A 20,372-nucleotide genomic window follows, 5' to 3' on the forward strand; every position below is an offset into this window, starting at 1 on the left:
AGGGCTTTTTTTATGATCTATATTCACATCCCCTTTTGCAAACAGAAATGCAGCTACTGCAATTTTCATTTTTCAACATCTTTGAATTTTAAAGATGAAATGCTGGCTGCGATGAAAAAGGAAATCCTCCTCAGGAAGGATGAATTGCAAAATAAAAACCTTCAGTCTCTCTATTTTGGCGGCGGAACCCCTTCTATACTTTCACCTGACGAGATAAAATCTCTTATTGATGAAACTTTAAAATATTTCAGTTTTGAAAAAGATATTGAAATAACGCTGGAAGCCAATCCCGACGATCTGGATAGAAACTTTCTGAAAGGTCTCTCTGATTCTCCAATAAATCGCTTGTCTATTGGCACTCAAAGTTTTTTTGAAGCAGATTTAAAACTGATGAACCGTGCTCATACTGCATCCGAAGCAGAGGACTCTATTAAAAGATCCCAGGATTTCGGATTTGAAAACCTGAGTATTGATCTCATTTACGGTTCGCCTACTTCCAATATGGAAATCTGGAAACAAAATTTAAATAAAACCATTGCGCTGGAAGTTCCGCACATCTCTTCCTATGCGTTAACGGTAGAGCCCAAAACGACCTTGGAAAACTGGATTTCAAAAGGTAAAGTAATCAGTCCGAAAGAAGAGGAACAAAATCAGGAATTCTATTATTTATCTGATTTTCTAAAAGATAAGGGTTTTGAACATTATGAAGTATCCAATTTTGCAAAACCCGGATTTTATTCCAGACATAATTCTTCATACTGGAAATACAAGGAATATCTTGGAATCGGACCTTCGGCCCACTCATACAATGGTTTTGATGTCCGTAGCTGGAATGTAGCCAACAATCAGCAATATATTAAAAAATTAAACTCCGGTCTTTTGGCTAAAGAAGAGGAGATTCTTTCACAGAAGGATCAGTTTAATGAAATGATAATGATCGGTTTACGAACAGTGTGGGGTGTTGATCTTACTTGGTTCAATAAAAAATTCAACGGTGAAATTCTTGAATATTTCCAAAAACAAATAAAACCAAAGCTTGAAGAAGGAATAGTAATCATAGAAGAAAATCATTTGAAGATTCCTGAAAAACATTGGTTTATGGCAGACGGAATTGCCGCGGATTTGTTTATGGTTTAGACAGAAGGTTCGAAGCAGGAGGCAGAGTGACGGTTTGTAAAAAACTTCTGACATCCGGCTTCAGGCATCCAACAATTTCACTATTTTTGTATAAAATTTCAGTTCAATTTTGAAAACGAAAAAGCAAGATTACGCTCATCTTTCATCGAAGCAGCCGATTGGTATTTTCGACAGCGGAGTTGGAGGTTTAACGGTTGCCAAAGAAATTAAGAGACTTCTTCCTCATGAAGATCTGATTTATTTCGGAGATACCAAACACCTTCCGTATGGTGAAAAATCCAGGGAAGCCATTATCGAATATTCTACAAAAATCACTAATTTTTTGCTGGAACAAAATTGCAAAGCGATCGTAATTGCCTGCAACACGGCTACCGCAAATGCACTGAATGAAGTTATGCAGTCGGTGGCAGGAAAAGTTCCGGTAATTGACGTGATCAATCCTGTAGCGGAAAAAGTTTCGTACGAAATTCATAATAATGTTGGTGTAATTGCAACAAAAGCCACGGTGAATTCGGGCTTGTATAAAAAAAGCATCAGAAAACATAATAAGTGGATTAAAGTGGACGAGTTAGCAACGCCTTTATTGGTTCCTGCCATTGAGGAAGGTTTTAAAAATCATCCGATTACCCACGCAATTATTTATAATTATCTCAGTAACAGTAAACTGAAAAATATCGAGACCTTGATATTAGGATGTACTCATTATCCTTTGTTAATTGATGAAATCAAACAGTATTACGGAAATCGTGTCCGTGTGATTGATTCTCCGAATATCGTAGCCAACCATCTGAAAAGTATTCTGGATAAATACAATCTGCTAAATGATCAGAATCCAAACCCGAATTATCATTTTTACCTTTCGGATCTTACCAAAAATTTTGAGAAAATTTCGAAGAAATTCTTCGGTAAATCGATCGATCTGGAATTAAAAGTATTATAAAAATAAAAAGCTGTTTCTACCTGAAACAGCTTTTATCTTTTAATCTGGCTCATCATCCTGTTTATACTATTGACTAAACTAAAATAGCCCCGATTGTAATGAAAATCCTTTTTTGAAAAAAAAGATTGTAATGGAAAGCGGGAAAAAGCTCCTGATAAATTCGATACATTAAATGCAAAAAGCAGTGGAAAATTTATAAAGTTAAAATTGTATAAAAAAAATCAGGAAATTATTCCTGATTTTGTATTTCTGTTACCTCTTCTTTATTCGGTTCAAAAAAGCTGAAACTTACATTTCCGTATTTTCGCGTATCCACTAAATTCGGATGGTCAAATTTCATCCGGCTTTGATGTTCTACCACTAAAACGCCGTTTTCTTTCAGGTATTTATTGTTTAGAACCAGAGAAATGATTTCCTGATATTTCTTTTCTTCCATTTCGAAAGGTGCATCAGAAAATACAATCTCAAAAGACTTTTTATTTCTGAATTTTTTAAGCCAGTCGAAGACATCTCCACGCTGAACATTCACCTGCAAAGCCATATCAAGCTCAGCAGCGGTAGCATTAATGAAAGCCGTATGTTTCGGGTTCATTTCTACGGAAGTGATATCCTGACAGCCTCTGGAAGCAAATTCAAGCGTAATAGAACCGATGCCTGCAAAAAGATCAAGCACGGAAACCGACTGCATATCATAGGTATTTTCCAAAATACTGAAAAGCGCCTCTTTCGCAAAGTCCGTGGTGGGCCTTACATCAAAATTTCTGGGAGCTGCTATTTTCTTGGCTTTCCATTTGCCTGAAATGATTCTGTACATAAGTATTGGGTTTTAGACGGTAGAACGGTCAGGAAAAAATAAGCTTTAACCCGATTTTTCAAGTCTAATTTAATATAAAATTTTTATTGGGAATATTATCGTATACGATTTTCAGATTTTTAACAAACTTCTGAAGCTCTGAAATAAAAGTTTCATTTTCAGTGGTTTCACCGTAGGCAAAGAAATGGGTTTCATTGATCCCAAAACCGATCTTGCTTAAAGTAAACATGATGAAATATAAAAAATCCACTTCAGAATTTACATCAAGATTATTGTATAAAATAATTTTCTTCTGATCTATCGCGAAAAATTCACACTGATTATGATAAAGGTTGATATGAATTTCCTTATTGTTTTTATTTTGAATGGAATTCAGAAATTTCTCACCCGAAAAATTAAAGTTCACAGGTAAAGCCGGCTCTTTTATCTTTTTATAAAAATTCTTCGGAAACGTATAATAAAACTGAACCTTGAATTTCTCGTTGATCGATAACATCAGCTCTTCTTTTTCCTTATCAACGGGAGCATTAAAAGCGATCAGATCAAATCCTGCTTCGTGCTCGGAAAAGCCTTCCGGCATCAGCGTAAAATGATTGAGTGCGGAAATAACATGAATTTCATCAAACCGCTGTTTGATCAATACTTCATCCAGTTTATCTGCAATAAGATTCTCCGGAGATTCTTCATCTTTGAAGTAGGATTTTTCTTCCACGATGCTTTTGTTTTTTGCAATCTGGTAGGTTAGTCCGTCTTTGGTGAAAAGTAAATTAAGTATGTTCATAGTTCAATTCCTGCAAATTTAGTGAAATTCTACCATTACAGCACCCGATTGATGGTGAAGTATTTCCTTATTGTAAAAATCCAGTCCGGTCTGGCTTTCCAGAATATCCCAAACCATTCTCTGCAGAACACCGTCGCCGATTCCGTGAACGATTTCCAATCTTTTAAGATGGTTTTTCCTGCAAAAACTCAAGGTTTCGAGTAATCTTTCCTTCTGAATGAAAAGCCTTTCAAAACTATCATAATCATTGGGATTTTTGACCAGGTTATGAAAGTGCAGATCCAGAACCAACGCATTTTTCTGATGCTTTTTCGAAATGTTTTTCTTGGGTTCCGGTTTTTTTACAATTTTGATATTTTCATATAAATCCGAACTTTTCGGAACCAATTTTTCTTTCGGATATTGGTAGGTAAATCCGTATTCATCTTTAAAAACAACAATATTTCCGTTGACCGAAGTTACAATTCCGCTCAAATCCTCATCTACCACAGAAACTTTATCACCAATTTTCATAAACTCTAAACTCTAAACCTTGAACTTTAACCCCTGAACTTAAACCTTAGGTCCGAGTTCAATAACTTCCAGATCCCTGATTTCCGAACCATCAATCACAAAACGCATCATCGTTCGTACCTTATGCCATCCCTGCTTTCCGCATGCTCCCGGATTGAGATGAAGCAGATTGTTTTTCTGATCAAACATCACCTTTAAAATATGAGAATGCCCTGAAATAAATAATGTAGGGGCCTTTGCAGCAATTTCCTGCCTGGTCACAGGTGTGTATTTTCCGGGATAACCGCCGATGTGGACCATCAGAACTTCCACATCTTCACAAAAGAAACGATTCACTTCGGGAAATTCCGATCTTATTTTTGCATTGTCGATATTTCCGTAAACGCCTTTTAAAGGTTTTATTTTTTCCAGTTGCTCAATCACTTCCATGCTGCCAAAATCTCCACCGTGCCAGATTTCATCAGCCTGTCGGGCATATTCTAAAATACGGTCATCTATGTATGAATGAGAATCGGAAAGGAGAAGGATTTTTGTCATTATCTAAAAGTTCTGTCGGTAATATTTTCGTCGTATTTTTCCTTGAATGTCTGCACTCTTTCAGGATTCAATTCACCATCATTATTGATCACTCTTTCTTTTAATAGCCATTTGATCAGCTTTTCCATGGCTTTTCTGGAGTTCATGAAATTTAAGATTTTTGTAAAATCAGTGGATTCAACCTTTGTTTTTTCAGTTAGGAAATTTAAAACATAATAATCATCGTCCATATATTTTGGCGTTTCATTATCCATTTGTCTGAACATGAGAATTTCTTCATCATCTTTCATGCTGTAAAATGAATACTGCAGGACATTTATTTTTTCGGCTTTCAAAATCTGTTTCCCATCCAGCAGAACCTTATCATCCTTAATGACAACTTCTTGGGAAAAATAAAAGCTTAGGCCGGAAATTAATAGAAATAAAGTCAGTAGTTTTTTCGTTTTCATTGTTAATGTTTAAATTTTCACAAAGATAAACTTAAAAAAAATTCCGGAAACTGATTTTTTACGAACGTTAAAAAGATATGAATGAAACGTCTTAAATTAAGGTTAAATCAGAACATGATAATTTATTACCTTTAGGCAAAAAAAATGAAGCAGAAACTTTCTATTTTCCTTCTTTTGCTGACGGTTGGTTTAGCCAATGCACAGGTTGAAGAGAAAAAATTAGATGAGCTAATACAGAACACGCTGAAAACCTTTGATGTACCGGGAATGTCAGTCGGAATCATTAAGGATGGTAAAGTTATTTACTCCAAAGGGTTTGGCGTACGCTCTTTAACAACGAAACAGCCAATGGACGACAATACACTGGTGGGGATTGCCTCCAACTCCAAAGGCTTTACCTGTACAGCTTTGGCAATCTTAGCAGATGAAGGAAAACTGAACTGGGACGATAAAGTTTCAAAATACATCCCGGAATTTCAAATGTACGATCCCTATGTTTCCCAAAATGTAACCATTAAAGATCTGGTGACACACAGAGCCGGATTAGGACTGGGACAGGGAGATTTGATGTTCTTTCCTGAAGGAGGAAATTTAACGGTGAACGATATTGTTCATAATGTACGGTATTTAAAACCTGAAAATCCTTTCAGGACAACTTTAGATTATAACAACATCATGTTTATCGTTGCCGGAGAAGTGATTCACAGAATTTCAGGATTAAGCTGGGCCGAATTTATCGAGCAAAGAATCATGAAACCGGTTGGGATGACTTCAAGTTTCGGAAGCTATAACAGGGCAAAGATGGTTGCCAATAAGATCGATGCACACGCACCGGTTGACGGAAAAGCCATCGCGGTTCCTCACGACTGGAACGAAACGGCTAATGCAGCAGGAGGTATTATGAGCAACATCAAAGACATGACCACATGGGCTGAATTTCTATTGAATAATTTCACCACGAAAGATGGTAAAAAATTAGTTTCAGATAAAAATGTCCAGCAGCTTTGGAGTTTACAGATTCCAAGCGGCGTTGCGGCGAAAAACCCTTATGATACCAGTTTCTACGGATATGGAATGGGATGGTTTTTAAGTGATGTGAAAGGGCATAAACAGGTTCAGCATACGGGCGGGCTGATCGGAACGGTGACGCAGTTTACCTTAATTCCGGATATGAAACTGGGAATTGTAGTGTTAACCAATCAACAGTCCGGAGCGGCTTTTAATACCATTACCAATACCGTAAAAGATTCTTATCTGGGTGTGGCCGACAGAAATTGGCTGAAAACCTACGGCGAAAGGATGAAGAAAATGGAAGAAAGTTTCGACAAACAGAAAAAAGAAGCGTTTGCCAAATCGGAAGCTTTCAGGAAAGATAAAAACCTTCAGCCAAAAGCAGAACAATTTACCGGAACGTACACTGATCAATGGTTTGGAGATGTGGAAATTGCTCAGCAGGGAAATGACTACAGGATTTCCTGCAAAAGTTCTCCAAGATTAAAAGGGGAGCTGCTGCCGTATTCCAATAATTCTTTCATCATCAAATGGGACGACAGAAGCTACGATGCCGATGCCTACATTATTTTTGATTATGATGAAACAGGAAAAGCGCAATCGGCGAGATTAAAACCGATTTCAGATGTTACAGATTTCAGTTTTGATTTTGATGATCTGGATTTGAAACGGAAATAAATTAACCGCAAAGTCACAGAAGCTTTTTAAACACATAAGTCACATTAGATAAACAATAAAGCTTTGCGCATATTTTAGAACACATGAGTTTTTAAAATCTTTGATTTTTTTGCATAAGAATTGATACGATTCGGTGGCTGAGGCTCTCGAAGTCACCGGATCGTATCATTTTATTTTTCCGGGATCATAGAAAAACATCAGTCTCTTTTTGGCACCGTCGAACTCGGACCACGAATTGCAGTCGATCTCAAAACCCGCAACGCCGCAGGTCGGAAAGTGAAAGATATCTTCGGAAATGGAATTCGCAAAATTGGAGATTCCGTTGTTATGGGAAAAAAAAGCTACGGAATTTACATTGTCGTCAAGATCATAGATCACAGACTCAAAATTGCTTTCCGAAGGATTGTAAAGCTTCTCATTCGTTGTAATATTGATATGGTAGGACTGGTTGAAAATTCTGCAGGTATTCAGTGCACGCACGGCGGGACTCGAGACAAAATAGTCTATCGCCACATTGTTGTTTTTCATAAACCGGGACATATGCATCGCTTCTTCCAACCCCTTGTCTGCCAATGGTCTGTCGAAGTCCTCTGTTTCCTCCGGCCAGTCGCTCTTCGCATGTCTTACGAGAATGAGTCTCTTCATATTATCGTTTTTAGAAAATTAAAATTATAAAAAAATTAGCGGAATAAAAACATGATTTATAAAAAAAATGTGTTTAGAATAAAATCATTAAAATTTACTAAATTTGCAAACCTATGGGACAAATCCTTGCAATAGACTATGGAAAGGCACGTTGTGGAATTGCCGCAACCGACGATATGCAGATCATTGCAAGCGGTCTGGATACGGTATCGACTCCGCTTCTCACTGAATTTTTAAAGAAATATTTCAGCGAAAATAAAGTAGATGAAGTTGTGATCGGTCTTCCCGTAGATTTGAAAGGAAATATCTCCGAAGTGGAAACCGACATTCTGCAGTTTATAGAAATTTTTAAAAAAGAATTTCCAACAGTTAAGGTCAACCGCTTCGATGAAAGATTTACATCCAAGATGGCTTCTTTTTTTATCTCCCAAAGCGGAAAGAATAAAAAACAGAGACAGCAGAAAGGATTAATAGATAAAGTAAGTGCAACCATCATATTGCAGAATTTTTTAGAACAAAGAACAAGATGATTTTACCGATAAGAGCCTTTGGTGACCCCGTGTTAAGAAAAGTAGGAAAGGATATTGATCAGGATTATCCCAACCTGCAGGAATTGATAGAAAACATGTTCGAAACCATGTACAGTGCCAACGGAATTGGTTTGGCGGCACCGCAGATCGGGCTGGATATCCGTCTGTTTGTCATTGATGTAAGTCCTTTGGCGGAAGATGAAGATTATGAGGACATCAAAGATGAGCTGGCAGAATTCAAAAAAGTTTTCATCAATGCTAAAATTCTTGAAGAATCCGGGGAAGAGTGGAAATTCAACGAAGGATGTCTTTCTATTCCGGACGTAAGAGAGGATGTGAAGAGAAAAGGTACGATCGTGATCGAATATTATGACGAAAATTTTGTAAAACATACAGAAACTTTTTCCGATATTAGAGCCCGCGTAATTCAGCATGAATATGATCACATTGAAGGAATTTTGTTTACAGACCACCTCAGCGCACTGAAAAAGAAGCTGGTAAAAGGGAAACTGACCAAAATTACCCAGGGTGACGTAAGCATCGGTTACAAAATGAGATTTCCAAAATAGTTTACAATAGAATAAAGAAAATTAGAAAAGCAAAAAGTTGTCACACAGAGCTTGTCGAAGTGAATAGCTGATTGCAGAATTTACAAAAAATAAAATTATGCTGTTAGAAAAAATAATTTCAATTTCAGGAAAACCAGGACTTTACAAATTAGTTTCTCAACTAAGAAACGGATTTATCATTGAAGATGTTACCACGAAGAAAAAAGTAAGCATTGGGAATTCCAGCCAGGTGAGCCTGTTGGACAATATTGCGATGTTCACTTTTGATAAAGAAGTTCCTTTGTTCGAAGTTTTTGAAAATATTGCCAAAAACTATGACTACAAGGAAGCGATTCACCACAAAGCATCTGATGCCGAATTAAAAGAATTCATGACGGCTTCTCTTCCTAATTATGATACCGAAAGAGTATATGCTTCCGATATCAAAAAACTGGCGCAGTGGTACAACATCCTTCATAAAGCAGGATACATCACTCCGGAAAGCTTCGTAAAGGCAGAGCCTGAAACACTGGAAGGCGAACCGGCAACGGAAGAAGTAAACGTAGAAAAAGAAGCGCCTAAAAAAGCAGCCCCAAAAGCTGAAAAGCCAGCCGCTCCAAAAGTAAAAGCCACTTCTGCAGCCAAAGCCGCTCCGAAAAGCACACACAGAAAACAGGGATAATTAATTTATCTTACTTAAAATATGGACCTCATCAGATTTGATGGGGTTTTTTGTTGTTTTTGGTTGAAATCAAAAATTCTATTATTAATTCAGTATAAATACGGATTGCCGTAAACAATGATAATTTCTTATTATTACATTTGTTAATTAATTTACAAATATATTGACTAAGTTTCAATATATACTTTCAATTATTTCCTTGATACATCATTAAAATAATTATAAAATACTTTTTTATGATAAAAATTTACTTTTCTGACTTTTTTAATATCGATACTTCCGATTTAGAAAATTATGGAGCTTTTAATATTTCATTAATTAATGACTTACCATTATTTATTGATCCTTTTTTATTATTTGGAAGTAAAAAAGAAGAATACAAATCTCTACATGAAAAAATTGTTAATTACTTGGTTTTTATAAAAGAAAAATCTGCAAAAGGTAGTATTTCTGAAGCCCAAGTAAAATCTTGGTTTTTATTTCCGGAAGTTAAACAAAATTGGTTCGGCTATAGTAAAGTTGGAAATAATGGTAGTGGACTTGGTAAAAAATTTGGTAATTCAATGTCATCATCAATGCATATAGTATTTGATGACTTAGGAAAAGAACAAATAACACAATCTTCTCATTTAGAAAAAGCTGGGTTATTTGAAATTGGTGTCGGTAAAGATAATATTAGCGATTTCACAACAAATTTAATTAAAAGCTATTTACTTGATTATACTCAAGAATTTGCATTAAAATTTATAGATAAATCTTTAACCCAAAAAGTTCACGTTGACAAAGTTTATTTTGATTACGAACTTGAAAGATGGATGCCTAAAGAATACATTTTGCCTTTTATTTTTGGAGATTATGTTATTCTGACACCAAGGGATATATTGACTAAAGATGATAATTGGATAAATAGTAATGATTTAAGAGGTGATTTTACAAGGATTTGTAGCAGTATACCAAACGATCAGTTTCGTCAAGAAATTTTTAATTATTTCAGAAAGCAATTACCAAAGCCATCTAAGAACAAGAAAAATACTCAAAGAGAAATTACAGAAGCAGTACAAAAAACTATTCGTGAATTCCCCGAAATTATCAAATGGTTTATTAAATCAAAAGAAGAAAATAAAGAAGGTGCTAAAAATATATCCAGACAAAAAGTTGAGCAGACAGAAACAATTTTTATTCATCAAATTTCAAATTTTGTAGAAAAATTATTAGAAAGCACTGATTTCTATTCTATTCCAGCAAAATCGTCATACGAAGAAGCCTTGCAAAGAATTGAATTTCTTCAACAAGTAATTGAAAAGAATGATGGATATAGATTATTTTATGTGGAAGGGAATCCCATTAAGAGAGAGGAAGATTTACAAATAATTTATAGATTAACCTGGTTTGCTTCTGATTTTGACGTTAATCGAGAAGTAAATAACGGAAGAGGTCCTGTTGACTATGCAATTTCTAAAGGGGCAAATGATAAAACTTTGATTGAATTTAAATTAGCCTCTAATTCTAAGTTGAAACAAAATCTTGAAAATCAAGTTAAGATTTATGAAGAGGCAAATAATACAAAAAGTTCAATTAAAGTAATTTTATATTTTGACGCAAGTGAATATACAAAAGTTCAGAAAATTCTGAAAGAACTAAAACTTGAAAAAGACAAAAATATTATACTAATAAACGCAGAAAGAAAAGCTTCAGCTTCAAATGTAAAATAATACTGTCCCTAAGATTAAAGCGATAAAAATAACTAATTAAAACAAGTTTTCAAATTAAAAACATAATTATAATGAGTACTAATAACATTTCAATTGGAAAAACTACTGATTCTTTTGAAGATCTTCAAATCTTAAGTCAAAAAGAGGCTGAAAAAATCTCCAAGACACTTGAGATTAAAGAAGGAGAAAAACTTAGATTTGGATTTTGGACTTCCGATTTTCCAGAATTAATTTGTGAAGCTGTATTTCACAAAAATGTAGAAGGTAACATAGAATTCGAATTAGATTTTGGACAAACAACATTATAAGCAAAAACACCTTCACTAAAAACACTATATAGGTAGTAAATAATCTCAAAAACGATAGAATTTTATAACTGAAATAATAAGTTAATATTTTACATTAAACACCAGTTATTACTCCTGAAAACCCAGGAGTTTTTCTATTCAATTCCCTCAATCCCCACCACTTAGTTCCGCTTTCATTATAGATCTGTTTCACGGTCACTTTTATGCGGTCATGTTGCGGAGTAGGGAAGTCCATCAGTTCGGAAATATTTTTGTAGCCGCAATGTTTGGGCAGCAACAAAATTTGGCGGGTAGAATATTTATGATTTTATCATCTGTTTAAAGTTGTTTATTACTAGAAAATTCATATTCAATCTTCCTTTTACTTCTCTAATACTAGGTCGAGATCCCTACGGGATGACAAACGCAGTGTAGAAGCTTTTATAATTGAGTTTTAGGATTACGTTTTAATTTTTAACGAAAGATTCCAAGTCTTGAATTTTTCGTTCTTTTGTTTTACGACAAAAGAACATTCAGAAAGATTTCCCGTAAATTTGTAAGACTTGAATTCTCAACTATGAATACCAAACAGGAAAAACTGGAAGCTTTCGGAAGATTATTGGATATTATGGACGATCTGCGGGAAAAATGCCCGTGGGATCAGAAGCAGACGCTGGAGTCGCTTCGCCATCTGACGCTGGAGGAAACTTATGAACTTTCGGATGCGATTTTGCAGAATGACTTGCAGGAAATTAAAAAAGAGCTGGGCGATGTATTGCTGCATCTGGTTTTTTATGCGAAGATCGGTTCGGAGAAAGAAAGTTTCGATATTGCGGATGTGATCAATTCTTTAAATGAAAAGCTGATATTCCGCCATCCTCATATTTACGGTGATACTAAAGTAAAAGATGAAGAAGAGGTAAAGCAGAACTGGGAAAAATTGAAGCTGAAAGAAGGCAACAAATCCATTCTGGGCGGCGTTCCGAAGAGCCTGCCAAGTTTGGTAAAAGCATACAGAATTCAGGATAAGGTAAAAGGCATCGGCTTTGAGTTTCACGACGCGGAAGATGCGTGGAAAAAAGTGGATGAAGAAATCCGGGAATTTCACGACGAAACTGATCTGGATAAAAAAGAGCAGGAGCTGGGCGATGTGTTTTTCTCCCTAATCAACTATGCGAGGATTGTAGGCATCAATCCGGATTCTGCATTGGAAAGAACCAATATAAAATTCATTTCAAGATTTCAGAAAATGGAAAACCTGGCATCGGAGAAAAATCTGAAACTTGCAGATTTGTCATTGGAAGAAATGGATGTTCTTTGGGAAGAAGCAAAACAATTTCAGTAACATGAAAGTACAGAACCCGATACATCACCGGTTTCAGTATTTACTGGAATTTAAACAGACCGAACGGAAATGGCATTTTCCCTTTCTGGCAGCACTCTGCATCGGCAGCTGTTTATTTATCGGTTATTTTTCAGAGAAACCTAACTATGGCGCGCTTTCCAGTTTGGGAGCACTTACGATTTTATACTTTACTTCAGCACCAATCACGCAGAGAATGATCCATCTCGCGGTATGCGCTTTTGGAATTGTCTTTTCATTTTCGGTAAGCTCATTTTTCGGGTTTAATGCGTATGCAGGAGCTTTGTCGTTGGGAATAATTTCTTTTTTAGCCCATTTTATATCTTCGTATTATAAAATTCCGCCGCCGGGAAATTTTTTCTTTATTATGGTTGCCGCAATGGCCAGTACGTATAGATTTGATCCGGAACTCATTCCGGCACGTGTGGGACTTGTTGCGATGGGAGCGATATTATCCTGCTCATTCGCCTTCCTGTATTCGGTTTTTATTGAAAAAAGCAAAGTGGTTGCCGTCCCGAGAAGAACATTCAACAAAAGAAGATATACCAAATTTGTAGAAAGTGCCATCATTGGCTTCTTCATGGCGCTGACATTAATCATCGGGCATCTTTTACATTTTAACAATACTTATTGGATTTCCATTGCAGCAGTTGCGATCATCCAAGGAAGAAATTTTGAGCATGTAAGACAAAGGAATATGCACAGGATTTTAGGAACTTTTATCGGGATCGGGCTGGCTTGGATTATCCTTTTATTCAATCCGGAAAAGATCGTGATGATTATCATTATCACGATTTTACAGTTTATTATTGAATTATTAATTGTCAGAAATTATGGATTTGCGGTAATTTTCATTACACCCTTAACGATTCTTCTGGCAGAAACAGCAAGCGAAACGCATCATCATGTGGAAACATTGATGCAGGCAAGGCTTATTGATACAGTCATTGGCAGCCTGATTGGTCTGGCAGCAGGATTTTTTCTCCATCATCAGCAGATTATTAATAATTTAGAGAAAAATATCAGGTTCTCTTATTTTCAGTTTAAAAAATTAAAAAAATAGATATGTTGCGCGTTCTTGTTTTATCAGCATTCCTTTTACTCAGCTGCAATCCGAAAGCTCAGGACTCCCAGAAGTCCGGAGAGGCACTTACCGTTGAGTTTTCTTTGCCTAAAAAGCTCAAGGAAGTTTCCGGAATTACTTTATCAAAAGATAAAAAAACAATCTGGGCGATTGAAGATCAGGGAAATAAAAACGTGATTTACGGACTGGACAGACAGGGAAAACAGGTCGCTGATGTTCTGGTAGAAAATGCGGAAAACCACGATTGGGAAGATATAACCACAGATGCTCAGGGAAATATTTACATCGGTGATTTTGGAAATAACAACAATGACAGGCGCAATTTATCCATTTTAAAAGTTGATTTGAAAGATGCTTCCCAAAAATCCACAAATGTTACTCAGACGACAACCTATCATTATGAAGGGCAGACTGCGTTTCCACCAAAGAAATCTCATTGGCTCTATGACTGTGAAGCTTTTGTAGAGAAGGACGGCTACTTTTACCTCTTTACCAAAAACAGAAGCAAAGGTTTCGACGGGACTTTTCTTGTTTTTCAGGTTCCTAATAAAGCCGGTGATTTTGAAGCGAAATTAATTGCAACACTAAAACTGCAGGGAGGATACAGCGATGCGGCGATTACTTCAGCAGCTATTAACAGCAGAAACCAGGTTGTACTGCTTACTCATAAAAATGTTTATGTACTTTCATCTCTTTTTGATAAAAATTTTGAAACAGCGGTTATTCAGAAAACTCCGTTAAACCACAATTCTCAGAAAGAAGCTGTTGTATATCTTGATGATAGAACTTTGCTCATTGCCGATGAAAAGGACGGAAAAGAGGGAGGTAATGTGTATAAGTTTTCTTTCTGAGTTGTGCCGGAAATTGTATTTTTGCGGCTGAAAAATAACTATGAAAAAATTTTTTTATATTTTATGTATTGCAGGAATATTTTCTTCGTGTGATAATGATGAGAGTACAGCAATTGTTGATCAGGAATTACAGCCAGAAAAAATTTCCGCTTTTATAGCTTCATTTCCTAAAAGCTATTCTTCAATTGACCCGCGTCTTACTTACAAATTTTCATATGAAAATGGTCTTCTGAAAAAGGCTTCCGGTAAAATTATGTCACCAACTCCGGGCATTACCACTTTTATGACAGATCCATATTGTTTGTTTTCTTACAATAATGATAAGGTATCTATTCAGCATTCTGAAGTAGAGGCCAATGGGGCGGTAAAAGAAGTTTGTACTATGGAAAATGGAAAGCTTAAAAGCAGGTATTTGTATAATGGTATAGATGTCTTATTTTCTGAAAAAAACTATTCTTACCAAACAGACAAGATTGTTGTATATGAAAAGCAATATACCTGGGAATATTTTACAACATATCTCTTTGACTCAAACCAAAATTTAATTAAAAGTGAAAAATTAGAAAAATCCGGAGGCATAGATTCTAAACTTACAACAACTTTTTATTCAAATTTCGATACTGCAAAAAATCCTTTTAAAAAATTGTATTTATGCAATGATAATTTTTACGAAAAAAGTCTATCAAAAAACAATTATCGAACGGTCGATTATACTGTTCAGGACCTTCAGAATCCACAGTTTCCTCCCGGAAGTGGTCATTCAGATTGGACCTATTTTTATGATTCGGACGGGCAGGTAATCCTGACATGGCAATAAAACAGAAAACCGCAGATATCCTCTGCGGTTTTGTTATAATACAGTTTCTTTAATCAATATTTTAAAAGACCAATCCTACACCTCCTGAAATTCGTCCGCCGTCTTCACCGGTGAAATAGTCGATGCGGGCAGAGAACATTTCCAGAATATTCATCCAGAACCCTGCGCCCACGCCTTGGTGCCATTTGTCAGAAGATTCACGGTCTATCCATACTCTTCCAAGATCATAGCCTACCAAAATTCCCATATTAACAGGCACAATGTTGTTTTTAACACGGCCAAAATCCCATCGCACTTCGGCATTATTCACAAGATACGATTTTCCTGCAAACCGCTCATTTCTGTAAGCACGCATCGCGTTATTACCACCAATTGCCGCGGCCTGATAAAATTCAAAATTATTATTGTTGATGATCATCGCATTCGTGGAATTGGCAAATACGAAACGCCCTCTTTTATCGATTCTGTGGAAAACATTCAGTGTTCCCTGGAACGTTGCAAAATTTTGGTCAAATTCTGAGATGTTTGCTTTCCAGCCTGCGTTTAAGAGGAATTCCATTCCTAAAGTCGGAAATGCATTATTATCTACATTTTTGAAACTGAATGTATAATTGGCTCCTGCAAACTGCTGCCCATCAAAAACTTCAGGATTTACATCCGGGGAAACCGCTACAAAACGGTCGTCAGTCTGCTGCACTTTAGCATGCTCAAAACTCAGCTGAAACTGGTTTTTTATACCGCGCCAGCTTGTTGTTGATAAAGATGGTGCAAATTTAAATTGTGAAATTCTTACCCGGTTGTAGTCTCTCTCTACGGCTTCCTTGTCATATTGCGTTTCGTTACCCAGACCGAAGAATGTTCTTGCAAAAAACGGAGTGGTATACAATGCATCAATACCGGCGTCCCAATTTCCGACCACTTTTTTGAAAATCCCTTTATATCCTAGATTAAACCCTCCCGTAGCTGTATAAACATTAGCTCTCAAGCTGTGTTTCTGGGTAAAAGGATCACGGATAAAATTATTTACCGTATAGTTGGCAACAAATCCTAAAATTACCCCATCATCCGGATTGAAATTGGCATTCGGATAGCCTGCAATAAAGTTGTATTTCGGATGTTTGTAATTGTAGGTATTAATGTCGTAATCGTCTGAAATATTTTTTGAAGCACCATTTGTGTTGTAGGTATTGTTTTGTGATTTAAAATCATAAATTTTAACCTTCTTCCCGTCGGCAATAGTATAGGTGTCGTGGTTATACCCTCCGATCAGCCTGATGTTCATTTTAGGTCTTCCTTCTCCTGAAACTTCGTAAATATCATCATCTTCAAGTCCGTAGATCCATAGCTCTTTGGTTTTGGAATCATCATAGGTCTTTTCAAAAACCAGTTCAGGATTTTCTTTCTTTTTATCTAATTTATATTGTTTAACGTTAACTGAGTTTCCGGTTTTAGTAATAACGAATTTATCAGGATTTACCGTTCCTGCCAATGGAACTTTTTTCTGCAGCACATTGTAGTATTGTGAAGCATAGGTTTCCAGTTTCGTTTTTCTCAATTTCAGCTTTCTTTGTATATCTGCAATGGTTTCGTCCTGCACTTCCTTCGGAAGGTTGCTGAATGCATTGTCAATATCCTGATCCGTAAGATGCTCCTGGATGTATTTTGCCTGGGCAATCCATTGTTCTTCAGTAGCGCCTTTCAGAAAAACAAGATCAAGAGGGTAGGGTTCCATAGAAAGCCATTTTACGCTCTTGATGTCATCTTTAAACGTTTTCATGTGGCGGATCGCCGGAATATTCATAATAATTTTGAAAGCATTTCCGTCATACTTACTGAATGCCTGGTCCCTGTCCCGCGGAATGGGTTTGTAAAGTACTTTGTCACCTTGCTGATATTCGGCCCATTTCCACTGGTCGGAATGTCTGTCCCAGTCACCAATCAGCATATCAAAAAGCCTGGCCCTGATATACAGTTCCTGGTCTACGGAATATTTGTAGTTTTTATTAAAATTTTTCAGAACATCATCTGTTGAAACAATATCCTTTGCATTATCCAGAGAAGCAAGGGTTTTAGGATCTGCAGAAAACCGCTCTTCAATCATGTACATTTCATCTCCGTAGTTGATATTGTATTCTCCCAGAGCTTTTTGTTTCGGGATATAAAATAATCTGGGATTGCTGTGATAAAGATCAATCTTGTCCGCCATATTTCCCACCGCAAAAGGTGTAAAAGGATGATTGGTAGTATAAAAATCCAAAAGAAATCTGTCCGGGAAAGTATTATTCAGCTCATTTCCGAAAGTGCTTTTCCGAAATGCCATATTGTTGAGAAAACGGACGGCACTTTTTTTAACACCTCTCATTACGAATTCCTGTCCGTCCTGCGCTCTCAGCCGGAGGCTGTTCGATTGATTTCCGCCGCCCTCCCTGAAAGGTGTATAGCCGCCATCCAGCGTTGAAATGTTCGCTGTAGGAGCTTCAACGGGCATTCTGTAATATTTTCGGTAATGCTCTCCCCAAAGCCACCTGTAAAATTTTCTTTTTTCTGTTAATTTTTTAGGATAAATGGTTGATGTTACTGTTGAAGGAAAAGAATCTGGGTAATTGTTTATGAAATCCGCAGGCTTTTCAGTGACCTGAATATGCGAGAGTTGTTCTAAAGAATTATCTTTTGTAGAAAAATATTCTACGTCCGAACTTTTATCTTTTCTGATATTCAGTATGGCAAAACCGCTTCCTCCGTAAGAAAAATCAGTTTTCTCCCTGATGGTAGCGGGATCAACTTTGGAGCCCGCGCCGCTGATAATCTGTCTGATATTTCTTAATTCGTGATATTGAAGATTATGATCGTGTCCCGAAACAAAAATAATATTTTCCTTTTCCTGGACAATACTTTTAATTCGGTTGGCCAGATCTGCGTAATGCTTGTTTGTAATGTCTTCAGGGCTCGCTCCCGAAGAACTTCTTACAACATTAATGAGACTTGCAACGCCCGGAGCCGGAATTTTGCTTTTTAAAGGGAAAAGGTGGGATTTTGCAGAGGTAAATCCTGCATGTGTTCCGCTGCTGATAATAGGATGATGAAGCGCAACAATAATTCTTTTATCCTGATTTTTATTAATTAAATCTTTAAATTCGGTGAAAAGATCTTCACGGGTTTTGATGTCGCAGTTTTTGTTGATTCCCGGATGCTTGTCCCAGTTTAGCAATGCCCATTCCGAATCAATCACAATTAATTTGATATCTTTTGTGAGGCTGATATCATCAATAGGACAGGAATTTTTAGGAAGAAAAGCTTTTTTATCGTTCAAATAATTTTTTACGAAATCTTCCTGAGCTTTTAACCCGTCAAGTCCGCTGTACCAGTCGTGATTTCCGGGAATAACCAGTGTTTTACCTTTAAAGTTCTTTACAATGGCTAGCTGATCTTCCAGTTTCTTTTTGGCTTGCGGATAATCTTTATCAGACTCTTTCGGCATTCCGTGCGGATAAATATTATCGCCCAGAAATAGGAGCATCGAGTTGCTTCCTGCAGATTCCAGCCGGTTTTTCAGTAATTGTAAAGTTTGCTGTGACTGAGGCTCATCTGCATTGCCTGCATCTCCTACAAGAAATAGGGTAAAGTCATTTTCGGATTTTACATCAGAATTGCTGACTTCAGATAAGTTTTTACCCTTTTTTACGTTATATGTTGCGCAGGAATACAAAACTCCGGCGGACAATACGAATCTAAGAGCAAGAGAAGTATTTTTTAGATGAGTTTTCAAGTATAAATTCATAAATTTACATTAACAAAATTTCGGTGATGGACATTTTACAAAAAGCCAAAGATTATGTTGAAACCTTATTCAAAGATAAGCTATCTTCGGTATATTTTTATCATAATTTTATACATACAACATTTACGGTAAATAAGGCTGAAGAGATCCTGAAAAACACGCCTGTTTCTGAAAAAGATCAGGAAAAGGTATTGCTTGCACTTTGGTTTCATGATACAGGATACATAGAATGTGCCAAAGACCATGAAGAAAACGGAGCCGAGATCGCAAAAAGCTTCCTTCAGAAAGAAAATTATCCCGAAAATGATATCAATGATATTGTACAGTTAATTTTGGCGACAAAAATTACGTATGTCCCCCAAAATCTTCTGGAGAAAATTGTAAAGGATGCGGACTGCAGCCATTTTGCAAGCCACGATTACAATGATATTTCTGATGCACTGCGAAAAGAGTGGGAGCTTACCAATGTAAGATGTTTTTCTAATGACGAGTGGAATGCCGGTAACCTGGATATGCTGAAAAACAAGCATCAGTTTTATACCGATTATGCAAAAAATGCGTGGCAGCCTTTGAAAGAGAAAAATATTAAGAAAATCGAAAAAAAATTAGAGAAAGAGGAGGGTAAAAAAGATAATTCCGAAAATAAAAAAGACAAGGATAAAGATAAAGATCCGAAGCCGGATAGAAGTGTGGATACACTTTTCAGGGTTACGCTGAGCAATCACACGAGATTAAGCGATATTGCAGACAGCAAGGCCAATATTCTTCTTTCCGTAAATGCGATTATTATTTCGGTTTGTCTTTCGGTATTGGTTCCGAAGCTTGATACCCCGAAAAATTCGCATCTGATTATTCCTAGTTTTATTTTGCTTTTATCGGCGGTACTAACCATTATTTTTGCCATTTTATCAACAAAACCAAACGTTACAAAAGCGAAATTCAGCATGCAGGATGTTGCCGACAGAAAAGTAAACCTGCTGTTCTTTGGGAATTTTAACAGGATGCTGTTCGATGATTACCAGAGTGCAATGAATATTCTCATTAAAGACCGGGATTATATTTATGATTCTATGGTAAAGGATTTATATTTCCTGGGAAAAGTACTGGACCGGAAATACAGGCTCTTATCCATTACCTACCAGATTTTTATGGCAGGAATCGTGATTTCCGTTTTGTCTTTCGGATATGCTTTTTTAAGTCTTTAAAAGATACAAA

At 36.4% G+C, this 20,372-nt stretch carries 20 protein-coding genes; 13 read left to right on the top strand and 7 right to left on the bottom strand.

Going from position 1 to position 20,372, the window contains the following annotated elements; all coding sequences use genetic code 11:
• Positions 1 to 12: 12 nt before the first annotated feature.
• Positions 13 to 1,137 (top strand): radical SAM family heme chaperone HemW, encoded by a 1,125-nt coding sequence (gene hemW / locus M0D58_RS14340; RefSeq protein ID WP_248390840.1) that lies wholly within the window; start codon positions 13 to 15, stop codon positions 1,135 to 1,137.
• A gap of 109 nt (positions 1,138 to 1,246) precedes the next feature.
• Entirely contained in the window at positions 1,247 to 2,077 is an 831-nt protein-coding gene (gene murI / locus M0D58_RS14345; RefSeq protein WP_248390843.1) for a glutamate racemase, read from the top strand.
• 229 nt (positions 2,078 to 2,306) lie between these two features.
• Here murI and M0D58_RS14350 read toward each other — a convergent pair whose 3' ends face one another.
• The 5 genes from M0D58_RS14350 to M0D58_RS14370 form a co-directional block, all read right to left on the bottom strand.
• Positions 2,307 to 2,891 (bottom strand): RsmD family RNA methyltransferase, encoded by a 585-nt coding sequence (locus tag M0D58_RS14350; RefSeq protein ID WP_248390848.1) that lies wholly within the window; start codon positions 2,889 to 2,891, stop codon positions 2,307 to 2,309.
• A 64-nt stretch (positions 2,892 to 2,955) separates the two neighbouring features.
• On the bottom strand, positions 2,956 to 3,672 hold the full coding sequence (locus M0D58_RS14355) for a DUF3822 family protein (RefSeq protein ID WP_248390851.1): 717 nt from the start codon (positions 3,670 to 3,672) through the stop codon (positions 2,956 to 2,958).
• Positions 3,673 to 3,690: 18 nt separating this feature from the next.
• Entirely contained in the window at positions 3,691 to 4,185 is a 495-nt protein-coding gene (locus M0D58_RS14360) for a Smr/MutS family protein (RefSeq protein WP_248390854.1), read from the bottom strand.
• 39 nt (positions 4,186 to 4,224) lie between these two features.
• The gene (locus tag M0D58_RS14365; RefSeq protein ID WP_248390858.1) at positions 4,225 to 4,722 is read right to left on the bottom strand and encodes a metallophosphoesterase family protein; all 498 of its coding nucleotides are present in this window, start codon (positions 4,720 to 4,722) and stop codon (positions 4,225 to 4,227) included.
• Positions 4,722 to 5,171, bottom strand: a complete 450-nt coding sequence (locus M0D58_RS14370; RefSeq protein ID WP_248390861.1) for a hypothetical protein — start codon at positions 5,169 to 5,171, stop codon at positions 4,722 to 4,724. Before M0D58_RS14370 ends, M0D58_RS14365 begins: the two co-directional genes overlap by 1 nt.
• Before the next feature lie 144 nt (positions 5,172 to 5,315).
• Here M0D58_RS14370 and M0D58_RS14375 point away from each other — a divergent pair, with 144 nt between their 5' ends.
• The gene (locus M0D58_RS14375) at positions 5,316 to 6,860 is read left to right on the top strand and encodes a serine hydrolase (protein WP_248390864.1); all 1,545 of its coding nucleotides are present in this window, start codon (positions 5,316 to 5,318) and stop codon (positions 6,858 to 6,860) included.
• Between the two features lie 165 nt (positions 6,861 to 7,025).
• On the opposite strand, the gene M0D58_RS14380 is transcribed toward M0D58_RS14375, so the two are convergent.
• Positions 7,026 to 7,505 carry a SixA phosphatase family protein gene (locus M0D58_RS14380; protein ID WP_248390867.1) on the bottom strand — a complete coding sequence of 160 codons (480 nt, stop codon included), beginning with the start codon at positions 7,503 to 7,505 and terminating at the stop codon, positions 7,026 to 7,028.
• Positions 7,506 to 7,618: 113 nt separating this feature from the next.
• Here M0D58_RS14380 and ruvX point away from each other — a divergent pair, with 113 nt between their 5' ends.
• The 9 genes from ruvX (at position 7,619) to M0D58_RS14425 (ending at position 15,379) form a co-directional block, all read left to right on the top strand.
• Entirely contained in the window at positions 7,619 to 8,035 is a 417-nt protein-coding gene (ruvX, locus tag M0D58_RS14385) for a Holliday junction resolvase RuvX (protein ID WP_248390871.1), read from the top strand.
• A complete protein-coding gene (def, locus tag M0D58_RS14390; RefSeq protein WP_066440264.1) occupies positions 8,032 to 8,604 on the top strand; it encodes a peptide deformylase in 573 nt (190 codons plus the stop codon). Before ruvX ends, def begins: the two co-directional genes overlap by 4 nt.
• A 97-nt stretch (positions 8,605 to 8,701) precedes the next feature.
• Positions 8,702 to 9,265: a DUF5606 family protein gene (locus tag M0D58_RS14395; protein ID WP_169229223.1), complete on the top strand. Its 564-nt coding sequence runs from the start codon at positions 8,702 to 8,704 to the stop codon at positions 9,263 to 9,265.
• Positions 9,266 to 9,501: 236 nt separating this feature from the next.
• Positions 9,502 to 10,977, top strand: coding sequence for a hypothetical protein (locus tag M0D58_RS14400; RefSeq protein ID WP_248390873.1), 1,476 nt, complete (start codon positions 9,502 to 9,504; stop codon positions 10,975 to 10,977).
• A 71-nt stretch (positions 10,978 to 11,048) separates the two neighbouring features.
• Positions 11,049 to 11,285, top strand: a complete 237-nt coding sequence (locus M0D58_RS14405; RefSeq protein ID WP_248390876.1) for a hypothetical protein — start codon at positions 11,049 to 11,051, stop codon at positions 11,283 to 11,285.
• A 556-nt stretch (positions 11,286 to 11,841) separates the two neighbouring features.
• Positions 11,842 to 12,609 carry a nucleoside triphosphate pyrophosphohydrolase gene (gene mazG / locus M0D58_RS14410; RefSeq protein ID WP_248390879.1) on the top strand — a complete coding sequence of 256 codons (768 nt, stop codon included), beginning with the start codon at positions 11,842 to 11,844 and terminating at the stop codon, positions 12,607 to 12,609.
• A 1-nt stretch (position 12,610) separates the two neighbouring features.
• Entirely contained in the window at positions 12,611 to 13,690 is a 1,080-nt protein-coding gene (locus M0D58_RS14415) for an FUSC family protein (protein ID WP_248390881.1), read from the top strand.
• A 2-nt stretch (positions 13,691 to 13,692) separates the two neighbouring features.
• Entirely contained in the window at positions 13,693 to 14,562 is an 870-nt protein-coding gene (locus M0D58_RS14420) for a hypothetical protein (RefSeq protein ID WP_248390883.1), read from the top strand.
• A gap of 40 nt (positions 14,563 to 14,602) precedes the next feature.
• Positions 14,603 to 15,379 carry a hypothetical protein gene (locus M0D58_RS14425; protein WP_248390885.1) on the top strand — a complete coding sequence of 259 codons (777 nt, stop codon included), beginning with the start codon at positions 14,603 to 14,605 and terminating at the stop codon, positions 15,377 to 15,379.
• 61 nt (positions 15,380 to 15,440) lie between these two features.
• Here the strand turns inward: M0D58_RS14425 and M0D58_RS14430 are convergent, their stop codons facing one another.
• Positions 15,441 to 19,145 (bottom strand): metallophosphoesterase, encoded by a 3,705-nt coding sequence (locus tag M0D58_RS14430; protein ID WP_345892702.1) that lies wholly within the window; start codon positions 19,143 to 19,145, stop codon positions 15,441 to 15,443.
• A gap of 38 nt (positions 19,146 to 19,183) precedes the next feature.
• Here M0D58_RS14430 and M0D58_RS14435 point away from each other — a divergent pair, with 38 nt between their 5' ends.
• Entirely contained in the window at positions 19,184 to 20,362 is a 1,179-nt protein-coding gene (locus M0D58_RS14435) for a Pycsar system effector family protein (RefSeq protein WP_248390889.1), read from the top strand.
• Positions 20,363 to 20,372: the final 10 nt, after the last annotated feature.

It is taken from the genome of Chryseobacterium nepalense, assembly GCF_023195755.1.
Taxonomy (GTDB): domain Bacteria; phylum Bacteroidota; class Bacteroidia; order Flavobacteriales; family Weeksellaceae; genus Chryseobacterium; species Chryseobacterium nepalense.

Bases quoted from the DNA above. Each gene is read 5' to 3' on its own strand.
- def (WP_066440264.1), top strand. From the start codon at position 8,032: ATGATTTTACCGATAAGAGCCTTTGGTGACCCCGTGTTAAGAAAAGTA.
- M0D58_RS14365 (WP_248390858.1), bottom strand. From the start codon at position 4,722: ATGACAAAAATCCTTCTCCTTTCCGATTCTCATTCATACATAGATGAC.
- M0D58_RS14375 (WP_248390864.1), top strand. From the start codon at position 5,316: ATGAAGCAGAAACTTTCTATTTTCCTTCTTTTGCTGACGGTTGGTTTA.
- M0D58_RS14355 (WP_248390851.1), bottom strand. From the start codon at position 3,672: ATGAACATACTTAATTTACTTTTCACCAAAGACGGACTAACCTACCAG.
- mazG (WP_248390879.1), top strand. From the start codon at position 11,842: ATGAATACCAAACAGGAAAAACTGGAAGCTTTCGGAAGATTATTGGAT.
- M0D58_RS14435 (WP_248390889.1), top strand. From the start codon at position 19,184: ATGGACATTTTACAAAAAGCCAAAGATTATGTTGAAACCTTATTCAAA.
- M0D58_RS14370 (WP_248390861.1), bottom strand. From the start codon at position 5,171: ATGAAAACGAAAAAACTACTGACTTTATTTCTATTAATTTCCGGCCTA.
- M0D58_RS14405 (WP_248390876.1), top strand. From the start codon at position 11,049: ATGAGTACTAATAACATTTCAATTGGAAAAACTACTGATTCTTTTGAA.
- M0D58_RS14350 (WP_248390848.1), bottom strand. From the start codon at position 2,891: ATGTACAGAATCATTTCAGGCAAATGGAAAGCCAAGAAAATAGCAGCT.
- M0D58_RS14420 (WP_248390883.1), top strand. From the start codon at position 13,693: ATGTTGCGCGTTCTTGTTTTATCAGCATTCCTTTTACTCAGCTGCAAT.
- M0D58_RS14395 (WP_169229223.1), top strand. From the start codon at position 8,702: ATGCTGTTAGAAAAAATAATTTCAATTTCAGGAAAACCAGGACTTTAC.
- M0D58_RS14415 (WP_248390881.1), top strand. From the start codon at position 12,611: ATGAAAGTACAGAACCCGATACATCACCGGTTTCAGTATTTACTGGAA.
- M0D58_RS14360 (WP_248390854.1), bottom strand. From the start codon at position 4,185: ATGAAAATTGGTGATAAAGTTTCTGTGGTAGATGAGGATTTGAGCGGA.
- hemW (WP_248390840.1), top strand. From the start codon at position 13: ATGATCTATATTCACATCCCCTTTTGCAAACAGAAATGCAGCTACTGC.
- ruvX (WP_248390871.1), top strand. From the start codon at position 7,619: ATGGGACAAATCCTTGCAATAGACTATGGAAAGGCACGTTGTGGAATT.
- M0D58_RS14400 (WP_248390873.1), top strand. From the start codon at position 9,502: ATGATAAAAATTTACTTTTCTGACTTTTTTAATATCGATACTTCCGAT.
- M0D58_RS14425 (WP_248390885.1), top strand. From the start codon at position 14,603: ATGAAAAAATTTTTTTATATTTTATGTATTGCAGGAATATTTTCTTCG.
- M0D58_RS14380 (WP_248390867.1), bottom strand. From the start codon at position 7,505: ATGAAGAGACTCATTCTCGTAAGACATGCGAAGAGCGACTGGCCGGAG.